This window comes from Streptomyces sp. NPDC012888 (assembly GCF_042900645.1).
Classification (GTDB): domain Bacteria; phylum Actinomycetota; class Actinomycetes; order Streptomycetales; family Streptomycetaceae; genus Streptomyces.
Map to the genome: position 1 here is coordinate 85750 of NZ_JBIBBM010000013.1, position 17872 is coordinate 103621.

Consider the following 17872-nt stretch of genomic DNA (forward strand, 5'->3'; position numbering starts at 1 on the left):
CCGGCGCGAGAGACGACCCGACCCACCGGGCCGGCCGCACCACTCCGGCCCGCCCGTCAGCCGGCCGGAGCGGTGCGGCCGAAGAGCGGCCGACGAGGTCCACCGGCGACGCGCCCGCTCCCGCCGCGGGTGGAGGAACCGCGCTGCGCGGTCGCCGAGGCCGGGTGCAGGAGGGTCCTCCCGTCCGTGAGGGTCCTGACCACCCGTCAGGACGCGGACGGGCGAGCCGGGGAGGTCGACTGCGGGACCGCCCTCGCGCCGGTCAGTCGCCGATGTCGCGCAGGCGGACGTCCTCCAACGTCTCCCGCCGGACGAGCAGGCGGGCGGAGCCCCCGTGCACCGAGACCACAGGGGGGCGGCCCACCAGGTTGTAGCCCGAGGCCATGGACAGCTGGTACGCCCCCGCCACGGGCACGGCCAGCAGGTCGCCCGGGCGGACGTCGCCAGGCAGTCCCACCCCGGCGGCCAGGACGTCCCCGGCCTCGCAGTGCCGCCCCACGACGGTCGCCGTCAGCGGGGCCGCCGCCGACGCGCGGCCGATCAGCCGCGGCGCGTACCGCACCCCGTACAGGGCCGGCCGGGGGTTGTCGCCCATGCCCCCGTCGACGGCGACGAACAGCGTGCCGCCGCTCCGCTTCACGGCCAGCACCCGGTACACCGCCACGCCCGCCGGTCCCACCACGCCCCGCCCCGGCTCGATCACCAGCCGGGGCACGGGCAGTCCCGCCGTGGCGCAGCTGTCCGCCAGGACGCCCCGCAGCTCCCGGGCGAGCTCGACCGGGTCGAGGGCGGGCTCGCCCGGCCGGTGGGCGACGCCGTGCCCGCCGCCCACGTCGAGTTCCGGCAGAACGACCCCCGCCGTGTCCCGGACCCGCGCCATCAGCCCCACCATGCGGCGCACCGCCACCAGGTAGGGCTCCACCGCCGTGATCTGCGACCCGATGTGGCAGTGCAGACCGGTGAGTTCCAGCCGCGGCTGCGCGAGTACCCGGAGCACGGCGTCCAGCGCCGAGCCGTCGGCGAGGGACAGCCCGAACTTCTGTCCCTCGACCCCGGTACGGATCTTGTCGTGCCCGCCCGCGGACACGCCCGGCACCACCCGCACCAGCACCTTCTGGCGGGCCCGCGGACCGGCCCCGGCCGAGATCCGGGCGATCTCCGAGGGCCCGTCGATCACGATGCGGCCCACGCCGAGCCGCAGCGCACCGGCGAGGTCGCGCGGGGACTTGGCGTTGCCGTGCAGCCAGATCCGCTCCGGCGGGAACCCGGCCGTGACCGCCAGCTCCAGCTCGCCCGCCGAGCAGACGTCCAGCCCCAGCCCTTCCTCGCGCACCCAGCGCACCACGGCCCGGCACAGGAACGCCTTGGCCGCGTACAGGACTTCGGCCCCGGCGAACGCCTCCCGGTACGTCCGGCAGCGCTCCCGCACCTCGCCCTCGTCCAGCACGTAGACCGGCGTGCCGAACCGGTCGGCGACCGCTCCGAGCGGCACCCCGCCCACGGCGACGTCCCCGTCCGCGAGCCGCGCCGCGGAGGCCGGCCAGACGGACAGGTCACCCGTGCCCGAGCCCGCCCCCGGTACGACCGCGGTGGTCATCGTCTCCCCCCGCCCGGTCACGACGCCCGGCCCGCGAGGTCCGCGGCCTCCGCGGCGGCGGCACCGGCGGCCGCGGACTCCGGAACCGCCGGCACCGCGGTCACCGCGGGCGCCGTGAACGTCGGGTCGACCGTCAGCAGGGCCACCCCGAGCGGCTCGGCCATCGCCCGCAACGCCCGCCCGGACAGCCGGATCCACGGCTGCTCCGCACCGAGCAGGGCCGCCAGCCGGCCGGCGCTGGTGAAACCGACGGCGGTCCGTTCGCCCAGCGGTGTGCGGAACAGCCGTACCACCACCGGCGCGGTTCCCGGCCGGACCGGGACGAAGAGGGGTCCGGCCGGGACCCGTTCCTCGGGTTCGGCCTCGTCGTCGTACGTGAACAGGCACATGGGTCCTCCTCAACGGACCGTGAAGGGCAGGAGCACCCCACCGCCGGCAGGCGGATCCGGGTGCGCACCACCGAAGTTAGACCCGCCGCGGAGGCTGCGGACGCGGCCCTGACGGCACCTTGACGCCACCCGGCCCGGTCCGTACGCGTCCCTGACGGCCGAGGACGACCTGTCGCGCGACGCTCCCGGTCCACTACATTGCGTGATGCCCGCACCGGGCCCGCGAAGAGGAACGCGAAGACCGGACACCCCGCGCACCCGCCGAACAGGAGCAGACCCGTGGCCACCCACGCCCACCCCGGCTCCCTCCCGGGACCCGCCCCCGAAGCCCGCCGGATCCCCGAGCTGGACCCCGCCGCCGTGACCCGGTGGCAGGAGGGGGGCGGAGACCTCGTGGACCTGTTCGCCGAGGCCGGCCGGCGGCTCGGCGGCGTCGCCGCGGTCCGGCTCGGACCGAGGCCGACCGTCGTCGTCACCGGCCCGCACGCCGTCCAGCACGTCCTGGCGCTGCGCCCCGCCACGTACGTCAAGCGCTCGCACCGGGCCCGGATCCTCATCGGCGACGGAGTGCTGGCCGCCACGGGCGAGGCCTGGCAGAGGCAACGACGCCTGCTGCAAGCCCAGTTCACCGGCCGCGGCATGCGCCGCTACGAGCAGCGCATCACCGGGGCCGCCCGCACCACCGCGGCGCGCTGGGCCGGGTACGCCCGTACCGGGGAGGTCTTCGACCTCGGCGAGGAGATGCGCCGCTTCGCCCTGGACACCATCTGGCGGTCCCTCACCGGCCACCCCCTCGACCCGGACAGCGAGCGCGAACTGGCCGCCGTCCCGGCCGTGGTGGCCGCCCTGCCCAGCCTGCCCGCCGACGGCGCCGCACCCGAAGGGGCCGTCGCCGCGGACCTGGCCAGGATCGACGCCCTGGCCCACCGGGTCATCGCCGCCGCCCGCGACGTCGGGGCCGGCCCCGACGGGCCCGGACTGCTGCACGTCCTGCTCGAAGCCGCCGCGACCCGGCCCGAGTACGACGACCGGCTGATCCGCGACGAACTCGTCACCCTGCTCGTCGCGGGCCACGAGACCACCGCCACCACCCTCACCTGGCTCCACCTCCTCCTCGACCGGCACCCCGGCGCGAGGGAACGGGCCCTGGCCGCCGGCCCCGAGGGCTCCGCCGGACGGCGACAGGCCGTGCAGGCGCTCGTCCACGAGACGCTGCGCCTCTACCCCTCCGCCTGGATCCTGCCGCGCTGCGCGGCGGAGGACGACGTCCTCGCCGGATACGAGGTCGAGGCCGGCACCGACGTGATCGTCTGCCCCTACCTCACGCACCGCGACCCGGACCTCTGGCAGGACCCCGAACGGTTCGACCCCGAACGCTTCACCACCCCCGGACGGCGCCCCGCCCACCCCGGCGCGTACCTCCCGTTCGGCGTCGGCCCCAGGGCGTGCCTGGGCCTGCAGTTCGCCCTCCGGGAGTCCACCGCACTCCTCGAACACCTGCTGCCCGCGCACGCGCCCCGCTTCCACGCCGTCCCGGCCGGGGCCGCGTACGGCATCACCGTCCGCCCCGACGGCCCGACCCCCGCGACGCTCGACCCCCGGGAAAACGCTTGGACGGCATGACCGCGCCTGCGGGACACTCCGGATCCTGTCTTTTCGCTCCGACAAAGCAGGGTTTGGGATGGGAAAGCGTGACACACGCGAAAATCCGCCGCGCAAGGGGCCGGTGCTCCTCGCGCTCCGCTACTACGGACGGGAACTCGTACGGCTCCGCAGACTGACCGTTCCCGCGATGCTGCTGCCGGCACTCGGCAACATCGGCATCTTCTACGTCGCGCCGCTCATCGTCGCGAAGCTCGTCGGCCGGATCACCGGGGACGGCGGCACCGGCCCGGACCACGCCGCGGCCCTGCCGTACGTCCTCGGGTTCGCCGGTGTCCTGCTGCTCGCCGAGACGCTGTGGCGCATCGGGCTGCACTGCCTGAACCGCCTCGACGCGCGAGGCATCGAGCGGCTGTACGTGATCGGCATGGACGAACTGTTCGCCAAGGACGCCGCGTTCTTCCACGACAACTTCGCCGGTTCGCTCACCAAACGCGTGCTCGGCTTCGCCTCCCGCTTCGAGGAGTTCGTCGACACGCTGACGTTCTCCGTCATGGGCAGCTTCGTGCCGCTGGCCTTCGCCTCGGTGGTGCTGTGGCAGTACGAACCCCTGCTGGTGGCCGGGCTCCTGACGATGATCGCCGTGACGGCGGTCGGCGTCAGGCCGCTGATCCGCCGCCGCCAGACACTCGTCGCCCAGCGCGAGGCGGCGATCGCCCGGGTCTCCGGGCACGTCGCCGACAGCCTGATGAACATGGACACGGTCCGGGCCTTCGCCGCCGAAGAACGCGAGGCCGCCGAACACCGGTCCCGCGTCGCCGAGTCACGCCGCCTCATGCTGCGCTCCTGGGACTACGGCAACCTCCGCATCGACACCCTGGTCGCCCCGATGTCCGTGCTGACCAACACCATGGGCCTGCTGCTCGCGCTCGCCCTCGGCGCCGGACAGCACGGCGTGGAGGCGGTCATCGTGGCCTTCACCTACTACTCCAACGCCACCCGGATCATGTTCGAGTTCAACCAGATCTACCGCCGTCTGGAGAGCTCGATGACGGAGGCCGCCCAGTTCACCGAACTCCTGACGACGCCGCCGACCGTGCTCGACCCGGTGTGCCCCGAACCGCTCGTCTCGCCCGTCGCCTCCGACGTCCGCTTCGAACGCGTGACGTTCACCCACGCGGGTGGAACGGAACCGCTCTTCCACGGCCTCGACCTCGCCGTGCCCGGCGGCTCCAAGATCGGCCTCGTCGGCCGCTCCGGCGGCGGCAAGACCACGCTGACCCGGCTGCTGCTGCGGATGACCGACGTCGACGCCGGCCGCATCCTCATCGGCGGACAGGACATCAGCCGGCTGACCCAGGCCGACCTGCGCAGCCTGATCGCCTACGTGCCGCAGGACCCGGCCATGTTCCACCGCACGCTGCGCGACAACATCGCCTTCGCCCGGCCGGAGGCCACCGACGCCGAGATCCGCCGCGCCGCCGAGGCGGCACACGTCACCGAGTTCGCCGACGCCCTCCCGGACGGCTTCGACACCATGGTCGGCGAACGCGGGGTGAAGCTCTCCGGCGGCCAGCGCCAACGGGTCGCCCTCGCCCGGGCCATCCTCCGCGACGCACCCGTCCTGCTGCTCGACGAGGCCACCAGCGCCCTGGACTCGGAGAGCGAGGTCCTCGTCCAGGACGCGCTGTGGCGGCTCATGGAAGGCCGGACGGCCCTCGTGGTCGCGCACCGGCTCAGCACCGTCGCCACCATGGACCGGCTCGTCGTCCTCGACCGCGGGAGGATCGCCGAACAGGGCACGCACCGGGAACTCCTGGCCGCCGGCGGCGCCTACGCGAAGCTGTGGCAGCACCAGTCGGGCGGCTTCCTGGACGACGGCGGCCCGGCGCGCATCGCCGTGCGGCCGCGCGTGCCGGGCGACGGGGAGGCGGCCCGGGTCGACTGAACCGCCTGCGACCGGCCGGACCGGAGGAGAGCGGGGCGCCGCGGAGCACCGGGGCGCCCCGGTGCTCCGGGTCCGCGCCGGGGTACCCCGATCAGCCGGGCGCCGGGCGGGCCGTGTGGTGGGCCAGCGCGGCGTGCGGGTCCGTCCCCGCCGGGGCGTGGTCGGTGTGCACGGTGGCCGCGGTGAGCCGCGGAACGGAATGGATCAGCGCGTGCTCCGCCGCGACGGCCAGTTCGTGGGCCCGTACGACGGTCAGGTTCGGATCGACCACGATGTCGGCCTCGGCCCGCAGGCTGTGGCCGATCCACCGCATCCGGACCTGCCCGGTGCCGAGCACGCCCGGCACCCCCCGCAGCGCGGCCTCGGCGGTCTCCACCAGGGCCGGGTCCACCGAGTCCATCAGCCGCCGGAGGACCTCGCGGGCGGCGTCCTTCAGCACCAGCAGGATGGCCAGGGTGATCAGCAGACCGACGACCGGGTCCGCCGCCCGCCAGCCCAGCGCGGCGCCGCCCGCGCCGAGCAGCACCGCCAGCGAGGTGAACCCGTCGGTCCGCGCGTGCAGACCGTCGGCGACCAGCGCCGCCGAGCCGATGCGCCGGCCGGTGCGGATGCGGTAGCGGGCCACCCACTCGTTGCCCAGGAAGCCGGCCAGGGCCGCGCCGGAGACCGCCCACAGATGGGTCAGCTCGCGGGGGTGCAGCAGCCGGTCGACGGCCATCCAGCCGGCCACGGCCGCGGAGCCGGCGATGGTGGCGAGGACGACGAGGCCGGCGAGGTCCTCGGCGCGCCCGTACCCGTAGGTGTACCGGCGGTTCGCGGCGCGGCGGCCGAGCAGGAAGGCGATGCCGAGAGGTACGGCGGTCAGCGCGTCGGCGGCGTTGTGGACGGTGTCGCCGAGCAGCGCCACCGACCCCGAGAGGGCGACGATCACGGCCTGCACGGCGGTGGTCGCGCCGAGCACGGCCAGGGAGATCCACAGGGTGCGCATGCCCTCGCGGGAGGCCTCCATCGCCGGGTCGGTCCGGTCGGAGGCGGCGTGGCCGTGCGGCGCGCGGGGGCGGGCCGTGAGACGGCGCGGACCCGCGGGGCGGCCGTGGCCGTGATGCCCGTGATGGGGGTGGTCGTGTCGGTCGTGGTGGCCGTGGTGGTCGTGGGTGTTCCGGTTCCCCTCCATGCGTCCACCGTGGCACGGGAAACCCATTGCGGCTACGGCGGTCATACGTGCCGTGACCAGCTGCGATGCCTGCGCAACTGCCGTGTCGGGGCGGCACCGGCGCCGCCGTCACCGTAGGGTGGACCCAAGGTGCATGGAGGCGCGACATGGCCCGTAACCACCACTTCCACCTCGACCACTCAGGCCACTCGATCACCGTGAACGTCGGCCCGGGACGCAGCGGCGAGGTCGAGCTGCTGGTCGACGGCAAGGTGATCGCCCACCAGCGGGAGCACCGGTCCGGCACCACCGTCCTGGTCGGCGAGCTGCCGGAGGACCCGGTGCGCAGGTTCCGCGTGATGCTGCACCAGTCGCACCTGGTGCAGTCCCGGCTGCGCTGCACCTGCGAGCTGGACGGTGTCGAGCACACCATGCCGCAGCAGCCTTTCGTATGATGACCGCATGATCGCCGCCGTGCAGCCGACGCGTCGCCGCCCCGCCGGGCGCGGCGTCCTGCTGCTGGTGCTCGCGGTCGTGGCCGGCGTACTGGCCATGCATGGTCTCGGTCCCGGGTCCGTACCCACCGCCGCCCACCACGGCGGCGACCACGGGCGAGCGGCCCACCGTACGCACGCCACCCACGCCACCCACGACGCGCAGTCCGCGTCCGCCCGGGCCTGCTCGCACTCGGCCGACGGCTCCGGCCACGTACGGCACGCCGACGCGACCTGCGCGGCCGCCGGAATCGCCACCCCGTACGCGCCGCCCGCGCCCGCCGAGGCCCCGGACGGCGTACCCCCGGCCGCGGAGCCGGCCGGACGGGCCGCGGAGGCCACCCAAGCGGGCCGGGCCCCGCCGGACCTCACCGAACTGCAACTCCTGCGGATATAGGGCGCCCCGCACGGCGCCCGCCCGCGCGCACCCCTGCGCCCGCGCATGACCGCCGTTGCTCCGGCACGTCCACGTTCCGCCTTTCCGCATGCCCTGACCAGGGCTGCGTACCCAAGGGGTTGCACTTTCCATGGACCACAACCGTCCGCAGCAGAACCGTCCGACCGTCCGCCGCGCCGCGCTCGTCGCCCTGGCCGCCGGCGCGTCCGCCCTCCTGCTCACCGCCTGCGGCTCCGGAGCCGACGGCTCCGCCGGGCACGCCGGCACCCACGCGTCCAAGGCCCCGGCCGCCTCCCCGGCCGCGCCGTCCCCCGCCCCGGGCGGCCGCAACGCCGCGGACACGGCCTTCGCCAAGGGCATGGTCCCGCACCACCGCCAGGCCGTGGAGATGGCCGACCTCGCCCCGTCGAGGGCCGGGTCCGCCGAGGTGAGGGAGCTCGCGGCGGAGATCCGCAAGGCCCAGGACCCGGAGATCAAGACCCTGTCGGGCTGGCTCGCGTCCTGGGGCGAGCAGGTGCCGGCCGAGGGCGCCGCGGACCACTCCGGCCACGGCACGGGCAGCGGCCCGGGAATGACCGGGATGATGACCGCCGAGGAGATGGACAAGCTCGCCGGATCCTCCGGCAAGGCCTTCGACACCGCCTTCATGGAGCTGATGATCAAGCACCACGAAGGGGCGGTCGAGATGGCCCGGACCGAGCTGAAGGACGGCGCCTTCCCGGCCGCCAAGGAGATGGCCGAGGCCATCATCGGCTCGCAGAGCGCCGAGATCAGCCGGATGAAGTCGCTGCTCGGCAGGGGCTGACCCCGCGCTCGGGGCGGGCACCCGCCCCGCCCCGGCCGCAGGCCCGGCCCGCCCCGGCTGCCGGCCACACCGCCGGCCACACAGTCGGCCGGGCCGCGCGTCGGGCCGCGCCGGGCCGCGCGCCGGCCGCTCCCCGGGCTGCCGTCAGGCCGCCGGCCCGGCCGCCGATCGGGTGAAATCCCCATGCCCGGCCCCCCGTTCCTCCTAGCCTGGGTACCCGGGGCGACCGAGGGAGACCAGGTGGACGCGGCGGAACTCTTCGACGGCATGGGGATCGAGTACGAGCGGGCCTTCGCCCGGCTGCCCGGGCAGCTGGAAGCACTGGACTGGCTCGTCGAACGCCTCCCGCCAGGGGCGCGGGTCCTCGACGTCGGCAGCGGCACCGGCCGCCCCGTCGCCGAGACCCTCGCCCGGGCCGGACACGACGTCACCGGGATCGACGTGTCCCGGACCATGGTCGACCTGGCGCGCGCCCAGGTGCCCGGCGCCCGGTTCGAGCAGCACGACGTACGCGGGTACCGGGCGCCCGAGGGGAGTTACGACGCCGTGTGCGCCTTCTTCCCGCTGCTGGTCATGGGCCGCGCCGAGGTCGGCGAGGTCCTGGAACGCATCGCCGGGTGGCTGGCCCCCGGCGGCTACTTCGTGATGGCCACCGTCCCCGCGGACGTCGAGGACCTGGAGATCGAGTGGATGGGCCGCCGCGTGTCGGTGTCCAGCTACTCCACCGAGGAGTACCTGCGGCGGCTCCGCGAGGACTGCGGACTGGAGGTACTGCACCACTCCACGTCCACCTTCCAGCCCGAGAGCGAGATCGCCGGGCCGGAGGACCACCTGTTCTGCTACGCCCGCCGCCCCAGCAGCCGGTGAAGGGAGGCCGCGAAGGCCACGACGAACGCGTCGCGGTCCGCGGCCGGCAGCAGGTCCAGCGACAGGTACGGGTTGAGGTCCTCCAGCTCGACCAGGAGCAGCTCCCCGGACGGCGCGCGGCAGGCGTCCACGCGCTGGATCCCGTGGTCCACCGTGTTCCAGTCGACGAAGCGGCGGGCGAACTCCAGGTCCTCCGGGCCGGCCGCGTAGGGCTCCAGCTCCCAGCGACGGTCCGGCCGGGGCGCGTACAGGGCGTACTGGAAGTCGCGGTCCACGAAGTAGAACGACACCTCGTACCGGAACGGGATCCGGGGCTGGACCAGCATGCTGCCCGGAGGGGCCTCCTCCAGGGCCGCCGCGAGCGAGCAGTACGGAAGGAAGCGCAGCCCTATGGAGTCGGCGCCGAGCTTCGGCTTCACCACGTACTCCTCGGCGGCGGGCAGCCGGGGCAGGTCCGCCGCCCGGTCCACGGTCGGGATCACCGGGTACCCGGCGGCCGTCAGGTCGAGCAGGTACTGCTTGCCCGCCATGTCGGCGCGGCCGGTGAGCTGGTTGTACACGGGGATGCCGCCGGCCGCCGCGCGGGCGCGGAACGCGTCGTAGGCCTCCCGGTGGTTCAGCACCGGTCCGCTGTTGCGCACCACCACGGCGTCGAAACCGTCCATCAGCGCCGCCGCGTCCAGCGGGTGGCACAGCGCCAGGTCGAACTCCGCGCGCAACCGGGAGGTCAGGAACACGTCCTCGTCGCAGTAGCGCCGGCCGCGGGCCGGGTAGGCCAGGTCGCTGACGTACAGGATGCGGGGGCGGGACATCGCCGTCCTCCGGATGGTGCGCTGGGGCGTTCGGACCCCCGCCACGCTATCCGGCGGGCCCGCCGGGCCCGTCAGGGGGTCAGCAGGGCCCGCGGCAGGTACGGCGAGCTGACCGGCAGCGGCCAGCCCATCCGGTGCGCGTGGCAGGCCAGGCCCAGCACGTCCAGGTCGATCCACGCCTCCGGGTCCCGGCCGCGGCCGGCGCCCGCGTGGTGCTCCCGGTGCGCCTCCAGCGCGTCGGCCAGCGCCAGCACGAACCCCTGCCGGTCACCGTCGACCAGCTGGGACAGCAGGGACACCGGCGGGGGCAGGAACCCGCCGCCCGACAGCCGCCCGGCCGTCCGCAGCGCCCGCAGGACCGCCGGCTCCGGATCCGCCCCGCGCAGGTAGTCGTGCAGCGCCGCGCAGTACGCGCTGGCCGGCGAGGCGTACGGCCCCTGCTCGAAGAAGCCCGGCGTGACGAGCACGCAGTCGGCCAGCGGGCCGCGGGCCCCCGCCGCCAGCGCCAGGGCCACGGACTCGCGCCACCGCTGCGTCCCCGGCTCGAAGGAACTGCGCCAGGCCGGCAGCCGCCGGGTGGTGCCGCCGACGGTGACCTCCGGCTCCGTCCCCGGTTCGGCACGCGCCAGCCGCCACTGCGCCCCGCCCGCCTCCGCGGCGAGCAGCAGCGCCTCCCGCAGGACCGGGTCCCCGCCCTCCGGGTCGGCGCCGGCCCGCGCCAGGAAGCGGAGCCGCTGGTACCGCCCCAGCGCCCCGAGGTCGCGGGCGACGGCCGCCGGATCGGCCGCGAGGTCGCGGAACCGGGCCAGCTTGGCCGCCGCCACCTCCTCGTACGCCCGCAGCCGCGCGTCCCCGGGGGAGGGCCGGCCGGGCCGGGACACCACCAGCGGCCCGGCCGCCAGGGCCGCCACCGCGTCGGGCCGCTTGTCCCGGCCGAGCGGCCCCACCCGGGGCCCCGGCACGGCGAACCCGGTGACCAGCGCCTCCGGCAGGTACTCCGAGTCCACCTCGATCCGCCATCCCTCCCAGCGGTGCGCCATCGCGGCCAGCGCGATGGCCGCCGCCGGCAGCAGCGTGCGCGGCGGGGGGTTGCGCACCCCGGCCGGGGAGTCGCCGTACCGGCCGCGGTGGATCTCCAGCTGCCGGGCCAGGGCGGTCGCGAAAGCCGCCTCGTCCTCCGCTGCCAGGGCCCGCAGGGTCGCGAGCGCGGCCCGCTCGGCGAGCTGCGCGTCGCCCGCGCCCAGGCCCGCCGCGATGGACTCCACCACGGCGGGCCGATCGGCCGGGGGGAGCGGGTCGGGCGCGTCCCGGTTCTCCTGGAAGCCGTACACGTACGCCAGCAGGGCGTGCGCCAGGGCCGTGGCGGGCTCCCGCTCCCGGCCGCGCAGCGGCCCGGCCAGGTGGACGAGCAGCCTGCCGTACAGGTCGGTGCGGTCCGCTAGCACCGCCAGCCAGCAGGCCTCCAGCCAGTCCGGGGCCTGCGGCGGGCGAGCCGCCCCGAGCTGCCCGGCCGGGCCGTCCGGCCCGGTGTAGCGGATGCCGTCGCCGACGAAGCCGATGAACACGTCCATCCGCTCGCCGGCCGCCAGGGTGACCGCTCCGACGGCGGCGGCCGCCGCCGACTCCACGGCCACCCTGATGTCGCGTCCGCGCAGCCCCGGGTCGGTCACCGAGCGGGCGGCGACGTAGTCCAGCAGGTCGTCGGCGATCATCTGCCAGCCGTACGAGGGCGAGTCGTCGTGCCTCATCCGGTGCACCTCGCCGCCGAGGCGGGCGGTGAAGTCGTCCTGGGCGGCGGACAGCGCCGCCGCACCGACCCGGTGCCGTTCGATCCGCGTACGCATCCGACCTCCTGCAATCCCGCCGCGATCCCGCGACCCCCATACCCCGCGACCGGCGGTCCGACCCCAGCCCGACCAGCATAGGAAGGGGGTCTGACAGTCCGTCGACGGCCTCCCCGCCCGGTCAGCCGATCAGTCGGTGGGCCCGGCGCACCGCCTCGGCCAGCCCGTCCACCTCCGGGTCCCGGCTCCCCGCGGCCAGCCGCCCGGCGTGTTCCGCCAGAACCCCCAGCCCGACCGCCCCGGGCAGCGGGGCCCAGCCGCCGTCCCGCCCGCGCAGCTCCGAGGCGAAGTGCGCGGCCACCGCCGCCACCTGGAGCCGCTCCGGGGTCCCGGCCCCCCACAGGTCGCGGTCCAGCGCCCGCACCTCGATCCGGCCGGACTCCTCGTGCGGCGCCCGGTCGTCCGGGTCCAGCCAGCGCACGGTGGCCGTCGCCACGTGCCCGGACGCGCCCGGCCGCAGCCGCACCGCGTACAGGGCGGTGACGGTGTGTCCGGGCCCGACCTCGCCGCCGTCCACGCCGTCGTCGCGGAACGACTCGTCCGCTACCCGCCGGTTGTCGTAGCCGATCAGCCGGAACCGCTCCACGTTGCGCGGGTCGAAGGCGACCTGCGCCTTGGCGTCGCGGGCACGCAGCTCCACCTGTGCGGGGAGGTCCTCCACGAAGACCCGGCGGGCCTCCTCGCGGTCGGAGACGTACACGGTGTGGCCGTCGCCCCGGTCGGCCAGGCGTTCCATGAGGGCGTCGCCGTACTCGCTGCCGACGCCCACCCCGAACAGGGTGATCCCGTGTTGGGTCCGGGCGCCCTCGATCCGCCGGAGCAGTGCGTCGGCCGAGGTGGCGCCGGTGTTGGCGAGGGCGTCGGAGAGCAGTACGACCCGGTTGGTGGCGCCGGGCCGCAGGCCCTCGACGGCCACCTCGTAGCCGCGGGTGACGCCCGCCTCGACGTTGGTGGAGGACGAGGGCCGCAGCCCGTCGACGACCTCGTGGACGCGGTCGCGCCGGCCCTCCAGCCGGGTCATCGGCAGTCGTACCTCGGCCGTGCCGCTGAAGGCGACGACGGCGAGCGAGTCGTCGCCGCGCAGCTGGTCGGCGAGCATGCCGAGGGAGGCGCGGACCAGGTCGAGGCGGCCGGGTTCGGCCATCGAGCCGGATACGTCCACGACGAAGGTGAGGGCGGCGGGCGGGCGCGCTGTCCCGTCCTGCCGGGCGCGGGTGGCCAGCCCGACCCGCATCAGCGACCAGCCGTGGCCGTCGGCGCCCTCGCCCGCGGCGGTGCCGCCCGTGCCCGTGGGGGCCGCGTCCATGTCGCCGACGGTGCCGGCGTGACCGCCGCCGGCGGCCCGGGCGCCGTCGAGGGTGACGGAGAAACCGTCGCCCTCGGGCCTCGGGTAGTCCTGCGCGAAGCTGTTGACGAACTCCTCCGGCCGGACGCCGTCCGGGGAGGGCAGGCGGCCGTCGGCCAGGGTGCGCCGGGCGTACCCGTAGGAGGCGGTGTCCACGTCCAGGGCGAAGGTGGACAGGTAGTCGGCGGGCGGCGCGGTGGGCCGGCCTTCCGGTTCCCCGGCCTGCGGGGTCCGGGAGCCGTCCTCGGGTGCCGCCCGGGTGGGGCCGCCGGGCAGCGGCTGCTGGTCGCGGCGGGCGGGTTCGCGGGCGGTTCCGGTCCCGTCGCCGGTGGCGGCTCCGGAGCTGCAGCCGGTGAGCAGTACGGCCCCGGCAGCGAAGGCCGCCAGCAGGCGTGCGCCCGGGCGTCTACGGAAGGTCATCCCGTCCCCTCTCGGATCGTCGGTCTTGCGAATGTGACGTCCTGGAAGGGGAGTTGGACGCATCGAAGGGGTTGCGAACGCGTCTCGAAGGGACAACGGCAGGCGGAACGTCAAGCTCTGGCGGCGATCAGGACACGAACTCCTCACGCAGGCCGCCGGCCGTGCCGGCGCGGCCGGTCGCCCGGGCGTAGAGGGCGCGCACGTCCGCGCCGAAGTACGGGCTGTAGGAGGTGTCCGGGGAGTCGCCGCCCTCCTGGTAGCCGCCGATGACGCCGATCACCTCGCCGGTCCGGGTGCGGGGGTCGTAGCGGCGCAGGAAGGGGCCGCCGCTGGTGCCGCCCGGGTAGCCGGTGCAGGCGATGCGCAGGAAGGAGCCGGGTCCGGCCTTGTCCGTGCTGGTGAAGCGGGTGGTGCGGTTGACGCACTGGCGGGGCCGGGCGGCCCGGGCCGGGTGGCCGATCAGCCGGACCGCCGGGTGCGCGTACCCGGCGCCGGTGACCAGCCGGTTGGCGCCGACCACGTCCTGCAGGAGCTTGCCGTCCGCCCGAGGGCCGACCTGTACGAAGGCCACGTCGAGCGGGGCGCCGCGGACCGGGCCGCGGCTGCGGTAGCGCGGGTCGACGAAGATCCGCCGGACCGGGAACGTCCCGTGCGGCCTGGGCCTGGCCGCGGTGTACTGCGGGACGAAGGCGATCTGCTTCGGGTCGGTGCCGCGGAGGCAGTGCGCCGCGGTGAGCACCAGGTCGCGGCCGGGCGAGGCGACGGCGCCGGCGGTGCAGAAGTAGCCGCCGCCCTTCTTCACGCCGAACAGCCGGCCCACCACGGGGATGCCGCCGAAGTCGCGGCCGGTGCCGGCTCCGCCGGGGCGGGCGCCCGGCCGGCCCGGGGCAGCGGTGCCGTCGCGTTCCGGGTCCACGGGCAGGGCCCCGGCCATCCGCTCGGGGGTCCAGAAGCGCGCGGCCTCCCGGGCGGCCAGTGCTGCGGCGGCCCCGGCGGCACCGGTGGCGCCGGCGGCGGTGGCCCCGCCGGTGGTCGCCCCGGCGGGTCCCGGCGCCGATGCGGTGGCGCCGGCCGGGCCGCCGGGTCCGCCGGATCCGGCCGGGCCGCCCGGCGCCGCCGAGGCCGCCGGTGGTCCGCCGGCGGCGAGCACGGCGGCCGCGAGCGCGGCCCCGGCGGTGAGGAGGGCGTGGCGCAGACGCATGCGGCCCAGTCTCGGCCCGGCCCCGCGGGGCCCGCCGTACGCACCGCCGTCCGCTCGCCCGATCGGCGCACGGCCCCGGCGTCCGGCCCCCAAGTGGAGCCGCGGTGAACCTTTGTTCGCGCCGCTGCAAACCGCTTGACCCCCAAATAAAGGGGGCATAAGTTCTGCCGCACCACTCCGCGTGGAGGGGTGCTCGACACCTGCTCAGGGGGGAACCGTGAAGATATACATCGAGGTGCTCAAGAAGTACGCGGTCTTCGGCGGTCGGGCCCGCCGCCAGGAGTTCTGGATCTTCTTCCTGGTCAACCTGCTCATCTCGATCCCGCTGGTGATCATCGACTTCGCGCTCGGGATCTACCCGCTCCTCACCGGCCTCTACGGGCTGGCGACGTTCCTCCCGAACCTCGGCCTGACCGTCCGCCGCCTGCACGACACGGGCAAGTCCGGCTGGTTCGTCCTGCTCGGACTGATCCCGCTCGTCGGTTCGATCATCATGCTCGTCTTCATGGCCTCCGAGGGCCAGCCGGAGGCCAATGAGTACGGCCCCAGCCCCAAGGCCGTCCCCGCCTACTAGGCCCCCGTCCGCCCGCGGCCGGGCCCACGACGACCGAGCGCCGGTCCCGGAGGATCACTCCGGGACCGGCGCTCTCGTCGTCCTCGGGCTGAGATATCTTGATGTCGAGCAATGTTGCAGACGAGAGACGCATACGTGGAGCGGAGCATCCGGTGACTGACTCGACCATCATCTACACCCACACTGACGAGGCGCCTGCCCTCGCGACGTACTCCTTCCTGCCTGTGATCCAGGCCTACGCGTCGACCGCCGGTGTGACCGTCGAGACCCGCGACATCTCCCTGGCCGGGCGGATCATCGCGAGCTTCCCGGAGCACCTGGAGGAGGGGCAGCGCATCGCCGACGCCCTCGCCGAGCTGGGCGAGCTGGCGAAGACCCCCGCCGCCAACATCATCAAGCTGCCGAACATCTCGGCCTCCATCCCGCAGCTGAAGGCCGCGATCGCCGAGCTCCAGGGCCAGGGCTACGCGCTGCCGGACTACCCGGACGACCCGAAGACCGACGAGGAGCGCGAGATCCGCGCCCGCTACGACAAGGTCAAGGGCTCCGCCGTCAACCCGGTCCTGCGCGAGGGCAACTCCGACCGCCGCGCCCCCGCCTCGGTGAAGAACTACGCCAAGGCCCACCCGCACCGCATGGGCGCCTGGACCGCCGAGTCCAAGACCAGCGTCGCCACCATGGGGCAGAACGACTTCCGCTCCACCGAGAAGTCGACCGTGGTCGCCGAGGCCGGCAGCCTCCGCATCGAGCACGTCGCCGCCGACGGCGCCGTGACCGTGCTGCGCGAGTCCGTACCGGTCCTGGCCGGCGAGGTCGTCGACGCGTCCGTCATGCGCGTCGCCGCCCTGCGCACCTTCCTCTCCGAGCAGGTCGCCCGCGCCAAGGCCGAGGACGTGCTGTTCTCCGTGCACCTCAAGGCCACGATGATGAAGGTCTCCGACCCCATCGTCTTCGGCCACGTGGTCCGCGCCTTCTTCCCGAAGACCTTCGCCAAGTACGGCGAGGTCCTGGCCGCCGCCGGTCTCTCCCCGAACGACGGCCTGGGCACCGTCCTCAAGGGCCTGGCCGCCATCCCGCACGGCCTGGGCGACGAGATCAAGGCCTCCTTCGACGCCGAGATCGCCGAGGGCCCGGCCCTCGCGATGGTCGACTCCGACAAGGGCATCACCAACCTGCACGTGCCGTCCGACGTCATCGTCGACGCCTCGATGCCGGCCATGATCCGCACCTCCGGCCACATGTGGGGCCCGGACGGCCAGGAGGCCGACACCCTCGCCGTCCTCCCGGACAGCAGCTACTCCGGCGTCTACCAGGCCGTCATCGAGGACTGCAAGGCCCACGGCGCCTTCGACCCGGCCACCATGGGCTCCGTCCCGAACGTCGGCCTCATGGCCCAGAAGGCCGAGGAGTACGGCTCCCACGACAAGACCTTCGAGATCGCCGCGGCCGGCACCGTCCGCCTCGTCGACGCCGCGGGCAACACGGTCCTGGAGCAGGAGGTCGCCGAGGGCGACATCTTCCGCGCCTGCCAGACCAAGGACGCCCCGATCCAGGACTGGGTCAAGCTGGCCGTCACCCGCGCCCGCGCCACCGGCGACCCGGCCGTGTTCTGGCTGGACGAGGGCCGCGCCCACGACGCCGTCCTGATCGAGAAGGTCAAGCGCTACCTGGCCGACCACGACACCGACGGCCTCCAGATCGAGATCATGTCCCCCGTCGAGGCGACCAAGTTCTCCCTGGAGCGCATCCGTCGCGGCGAGAACACCATCTCCGTCACCGGCAACGTGCTCCGCGACTACCTGACCGACCTCTTCCCGATCCTGGAGCTGGGCACCAGCGCCAAGATGCTGTCGGTCGTCCCGCTGATGAACGGCGGCGGCCTCTTCGAGACGGGCGCCGGCGGCTCCGCCCCGAAGCACGTCCAGCAGCTGGTCAAGGAGAACTACCTGCGCTGGGACTCCCTCGGTGAGTTCCTGGCCCTGGCCGTCTCCTTCGAGCACCTGGCCACCACCACGGGCAACGCCCGCGCCCAGGTCCTGGCCGACACCCTGGACCGCGCCACCGGCACCTTCCTCAACGAGGACAAGTCCCCGTCGCGCCGCCTCGGCGGCATCGACAACCGCGGCAGCCACTTCTACCTCGCCCTGTACTGGGCCCAGGAGCTGGCCAAGCAGACCGACGACGCGCAGCTCGCCGCCGCCTTCGGCCCGCTCGCCAAGACCCTGACCGAGCAGGAGGAGACCATCGTGGCCGAGCTCATCGCGGTCCAGGGCTCCCCGGCGGAGATCGGCGGCTACTACCAGCCGTCGCCGGAGCTGGCCGCGGCGATCATGCGCCCGTCCGCCACCTTCAACCAGGCCATCGCCACCCTCGGCTGAGCCTGACCGCACCACCCCGCCCCGGCCGGCACCACCCGGCCGGGGC

At 74.9% G+C, this 17872-nt stretch carries 15 protein-coding genes; 8 read left to right on the top strand and 7 right to left on the bottom strand.

Annotated elements, in window-relative coordinates; genetic code table 11:
• Nucleotides 1-262 precede the first annotated feature (262 nt).
• Complete coding sequence (lysA, locus tag ACFY61_RS22615; RefSeq protein ID WP_389474501.1) at nt 263-1597, bottom strand: diaminopimelate decarboxylase; 1335 nt, start codon at nt 1595-1597, stop codon at nt 263-265.
• Nucleotides 1598-1614: 17 nt separating this feature from the next.
• Nucleotides 1615-1986 (bottom strand): SAV_915 family protein, encoded by a 372-nt coding sequence (locus ACFY61_RS22620; RefSeq protein WP_389474502.1) that lies wholly within the window; start codon nt 1984-1986, stop codon nt 1615-1617.
• 279 nt (nt 1987-2265) lie between these two features.
• Here ACFY61_RS22620 and ACFY61_RS22625 point away from each other — a divergent pair, with 279 nt between their 5' ends.
• Together ACFY61_RS22625 and ACFY61_RS22630 are read left to right on the top strand one after the other, a co-directional pair.
• Nucleotides 2266-3609 (top strand): cytochrome P450, encoded by a 1344-nt coding sequence (locus ACFY61_RS22625; RefSeq protein ID WP_389474503.1) that lies wholly within the window; start codon nt 2266-2268, stop codon nt 3607-3609.
• Nucleotides 3610-3667: 58 nt separating this feature from the next.
• Nucleotides 3668-5536, top strand: coding sequence for an ABC transporter ATP-binding protein (locus ACFY61_RS22630; protein WP_389474504.1), 1869 nt, complete (start codon nt 3668-3670; stop codon nt 5534-5536).
• A gap of 91 nt (nt 5537-5627) precedes the next feature.
• Here ACFY61_RS22630 and ACFY61_RS22635 read toward each other — a convergent pair whose 3' ends face one another.
• Nucleotides 5628-6710: a cation diffusion facilitator family transporter gene (locus tag ACFY61_RS22635; RefSeq protein WP_389474505.1), complete on the bottom strand. Its 1083-nt coding sequence runs from the start codon at nt 6708-6710 to the stop codon at nt 5628-5630.
• 146 nt (nt 6711-6856) lie between these two features.
• Here ACFY61_RS22635 and ACFY61_RS22640 point away from each other — a divergent pair, with 146 nt between their 5' ends.
• From ACFY61_RS22640 to ACFY61_RS22655, 4 genes are all read left to right on the top strand, one after another.
• Complete coding sequence (locus ACFY61_RS22640) at nt 6857-7144, top strand: hypothetical protein (RefSeq protein ID WP_389474507.1); 288 nt, start codon at nt 6857-6859, stop codon at nt 7142-7144.
• 7 nt (nt 7145-7151) lie between these two features.
• Nucleotides 7152-7580: a DUF6153 family protein gene (locus tag ACFY61_RS22645; RefSeq protein ID WP_389474509.1), complete on the top strand. Its 429-nt coding sequence runs from the start codon at nt 7152-7154 to the stop codon at nt 7578-7580.
• Between the two features lie 130 nt (nt 7581-7710).
• Nucleotides 7711-8385, top strand: coding sequence for a DUF305 domain-containing protein (locus tag ACFY61_RS22650; protein WP_389474510.1), 675 nt, complete (start codon nt 7711-7713; stop codon nt 8383-8385).
• A 240-nt stretch (nt 8386-8625) separates the two neighbouring features.
• Nucleotides 8626-9252, top strand: a complete 627-nt coding sequence (locus ACFY61_RS22655; protein WP_389474512.1) for a class I SAM-dependent methyltransferase — start codon at nt 8626-8628, stop codon at nt 9250-9252.
• Here the strand turns inward: ACFY61_RS22655 and ACFY61_RS22660 are convergent.
• The 4 genes from ACFY61_RS22660 to ACFY61_RS22675 all read right to left on the bottom strand — a co-directional run bounded on the left by ACFY61_RS22660 (nt 9225) and on the right by ACFY61_RS22675 (nt 14874).
• Nucleotides 9225-10064, bottom strand: coding sequence for a hypothetical protein (locus ACFY61_RS22660; protein WP_389474514.1), 840 nt, complete (start codon nt 10062-10064; stop codon nt 9225-9227). The genes ACFY61_RS22655 and ACFY61_RS22660 overlap by 28 nt on opposite strands.
• A 71-nt stretch (nt 10065-10135) precedes the next feature.
• Nucleotides 10136-11908 (bottom strand): Imm49 family immunity protein, encoded by a 1773-nt coding sequence (locus ACFY61_RS22665; protein ID WP_389474516.1) that lies wholly within the window; start codon nt 11906-11908, stop codon nt 10136-10138.
• A gap of 121 nt (nt 11909-12029) precedes the next feature.
• Nucleotides 12030-13673, bottom strand: a complete 1644-nt coding sequence (locus tag ACFY61_RS22670; RefSeq protein ID WP_389474517.1) for a von Willebrand factor type A domain-containing protein — start codon at nt 13671-13673, stop codon at nt 12030-12032.
• A 127-nt stretch (nt 13674-13800) separates the two neighbouring features.
• A complete protein-coding gene (locus ACFY61_RS22675; RefSeq protein ID WP_389474519.1) occupies nt 13801-14874 on the bottom strand; it encodes a trypsin-like serine peptidase in 1074 nt (357 codons plus the stop codon).
• Between the two features lie 217 nt (nt 14875-15091).
• Between ACFY61_RS22675 and ACFY61_RS22680 the strand changes: the two genes are divergently transcribed.
• Nucleotides 15092-15448 carry a DUF805 domain-containing protein gene (locus ACFY61_RS22680; protein ID WP_389474521.1) on the top strand — a complete coding sequence of 119 codons (357 nt, stop codon included), beginning with the start codon at nt 15092-15094 and terminating at the stop codon, nt 15446-15448.
• A gap of 152 nt (nt 15449-15600) precedes the next feature.
• The gene (locus ACFY61_RS22685; protein WP_389474523.1) at nt 15601-17826 is read left to right on the top strand and encodes an NADP-dependent isocitrate dehydrogenase; all 2226 of its coding nucleotides are present in this window, start codon (nt 15601-15603) and stop codon (nt 17824-17826) included.
• Nucleotides 17827-17872 lie beyond the last annotated feature (46 nt).

Excerpts from the sequence above, each read along its gene's own strand:
- lysA (WP_389474501.1), bottom strand. The coding sequence starts at position 1,597 with ATGACCACCGCGGTCGTACCGGGGGCGGGCTCGGGCACGGGTGACCTG.
- ACFY61_RS22620 (WP_389474502.1), bottom strand. The coding sequence starts at position 1,986 with ATGTGCCTGTTCACGTACGACGACGAGGCCGAACCCGAGGAACGGGTC.
- ACFY61_RS22630 (WP_389474504.1), top strand. The coding sequence starts at position 3,668 with ATGGGAAAGCGTGACACACGCGAAAATCCGCCGCGCAAGGGGCCGGTG.
- ACFY61_RS22635 (WP_389474505.1), bottom strand. The coding sequence starts at position 6,710 with ATGGAGGGGAACCGGAACACCCACGACCACCACGGCCACCACGACCGA.
- ACFY61_RS22640 (WP_389474507.1), top strand. The coding sequence starts at position 6,857 with ATGGCCCGTAACCACCACTTCCACCTCGACCACTCAGGCCACTCGATC.
- ACFY61_RS22645 (WP_389474509.1), top strand. The coding sequence starts at position 7,152 with ATGATCGCCGCCGTGCAGCCGACGCGTCGCCGCCCCGCCGGGCGCGGC.
- ACFY61_RS22650 (WP_389474510.1), top strand. The coding sequence starts at position 7,711 with ATGGACCACAACCGTCCGCAGCAGAACCGTCCGACCGTCCGCCGCGCC.
- ACFY61_RS22660 (WP_389474514.1), bottom strand. The coding sequence starts at position 10,064 with ATGTCCCGCCCCCGCATCCTGTACGTCAGCGACCTGGCCTACCCGGCC.
- ACFY61_RS22665 (WP_389474516.1), bottom strand. The coding sequence starts at position 11,908 with ATGCGTACGCGGATCGAACGGCACCGGGTCGGTGCGGCGGCGCTGTCC.
- ACFY61_RS22670 (WP_389474517.1), bottom strand. The coding sequence starts at position 13,673 with ATGACCTTCCGTAGACGCCCGGGCGCACGCCTGCTGGCGGCCTTCGCT.
- ACFY61_RS22675 (WP_389474519.1), bottom strand. The coding sequence starts at position 14,874 with ATGCGTCTGCGCCACGCCCTCCTCACCGCCGGGGCCGCGCTCGCGGCC.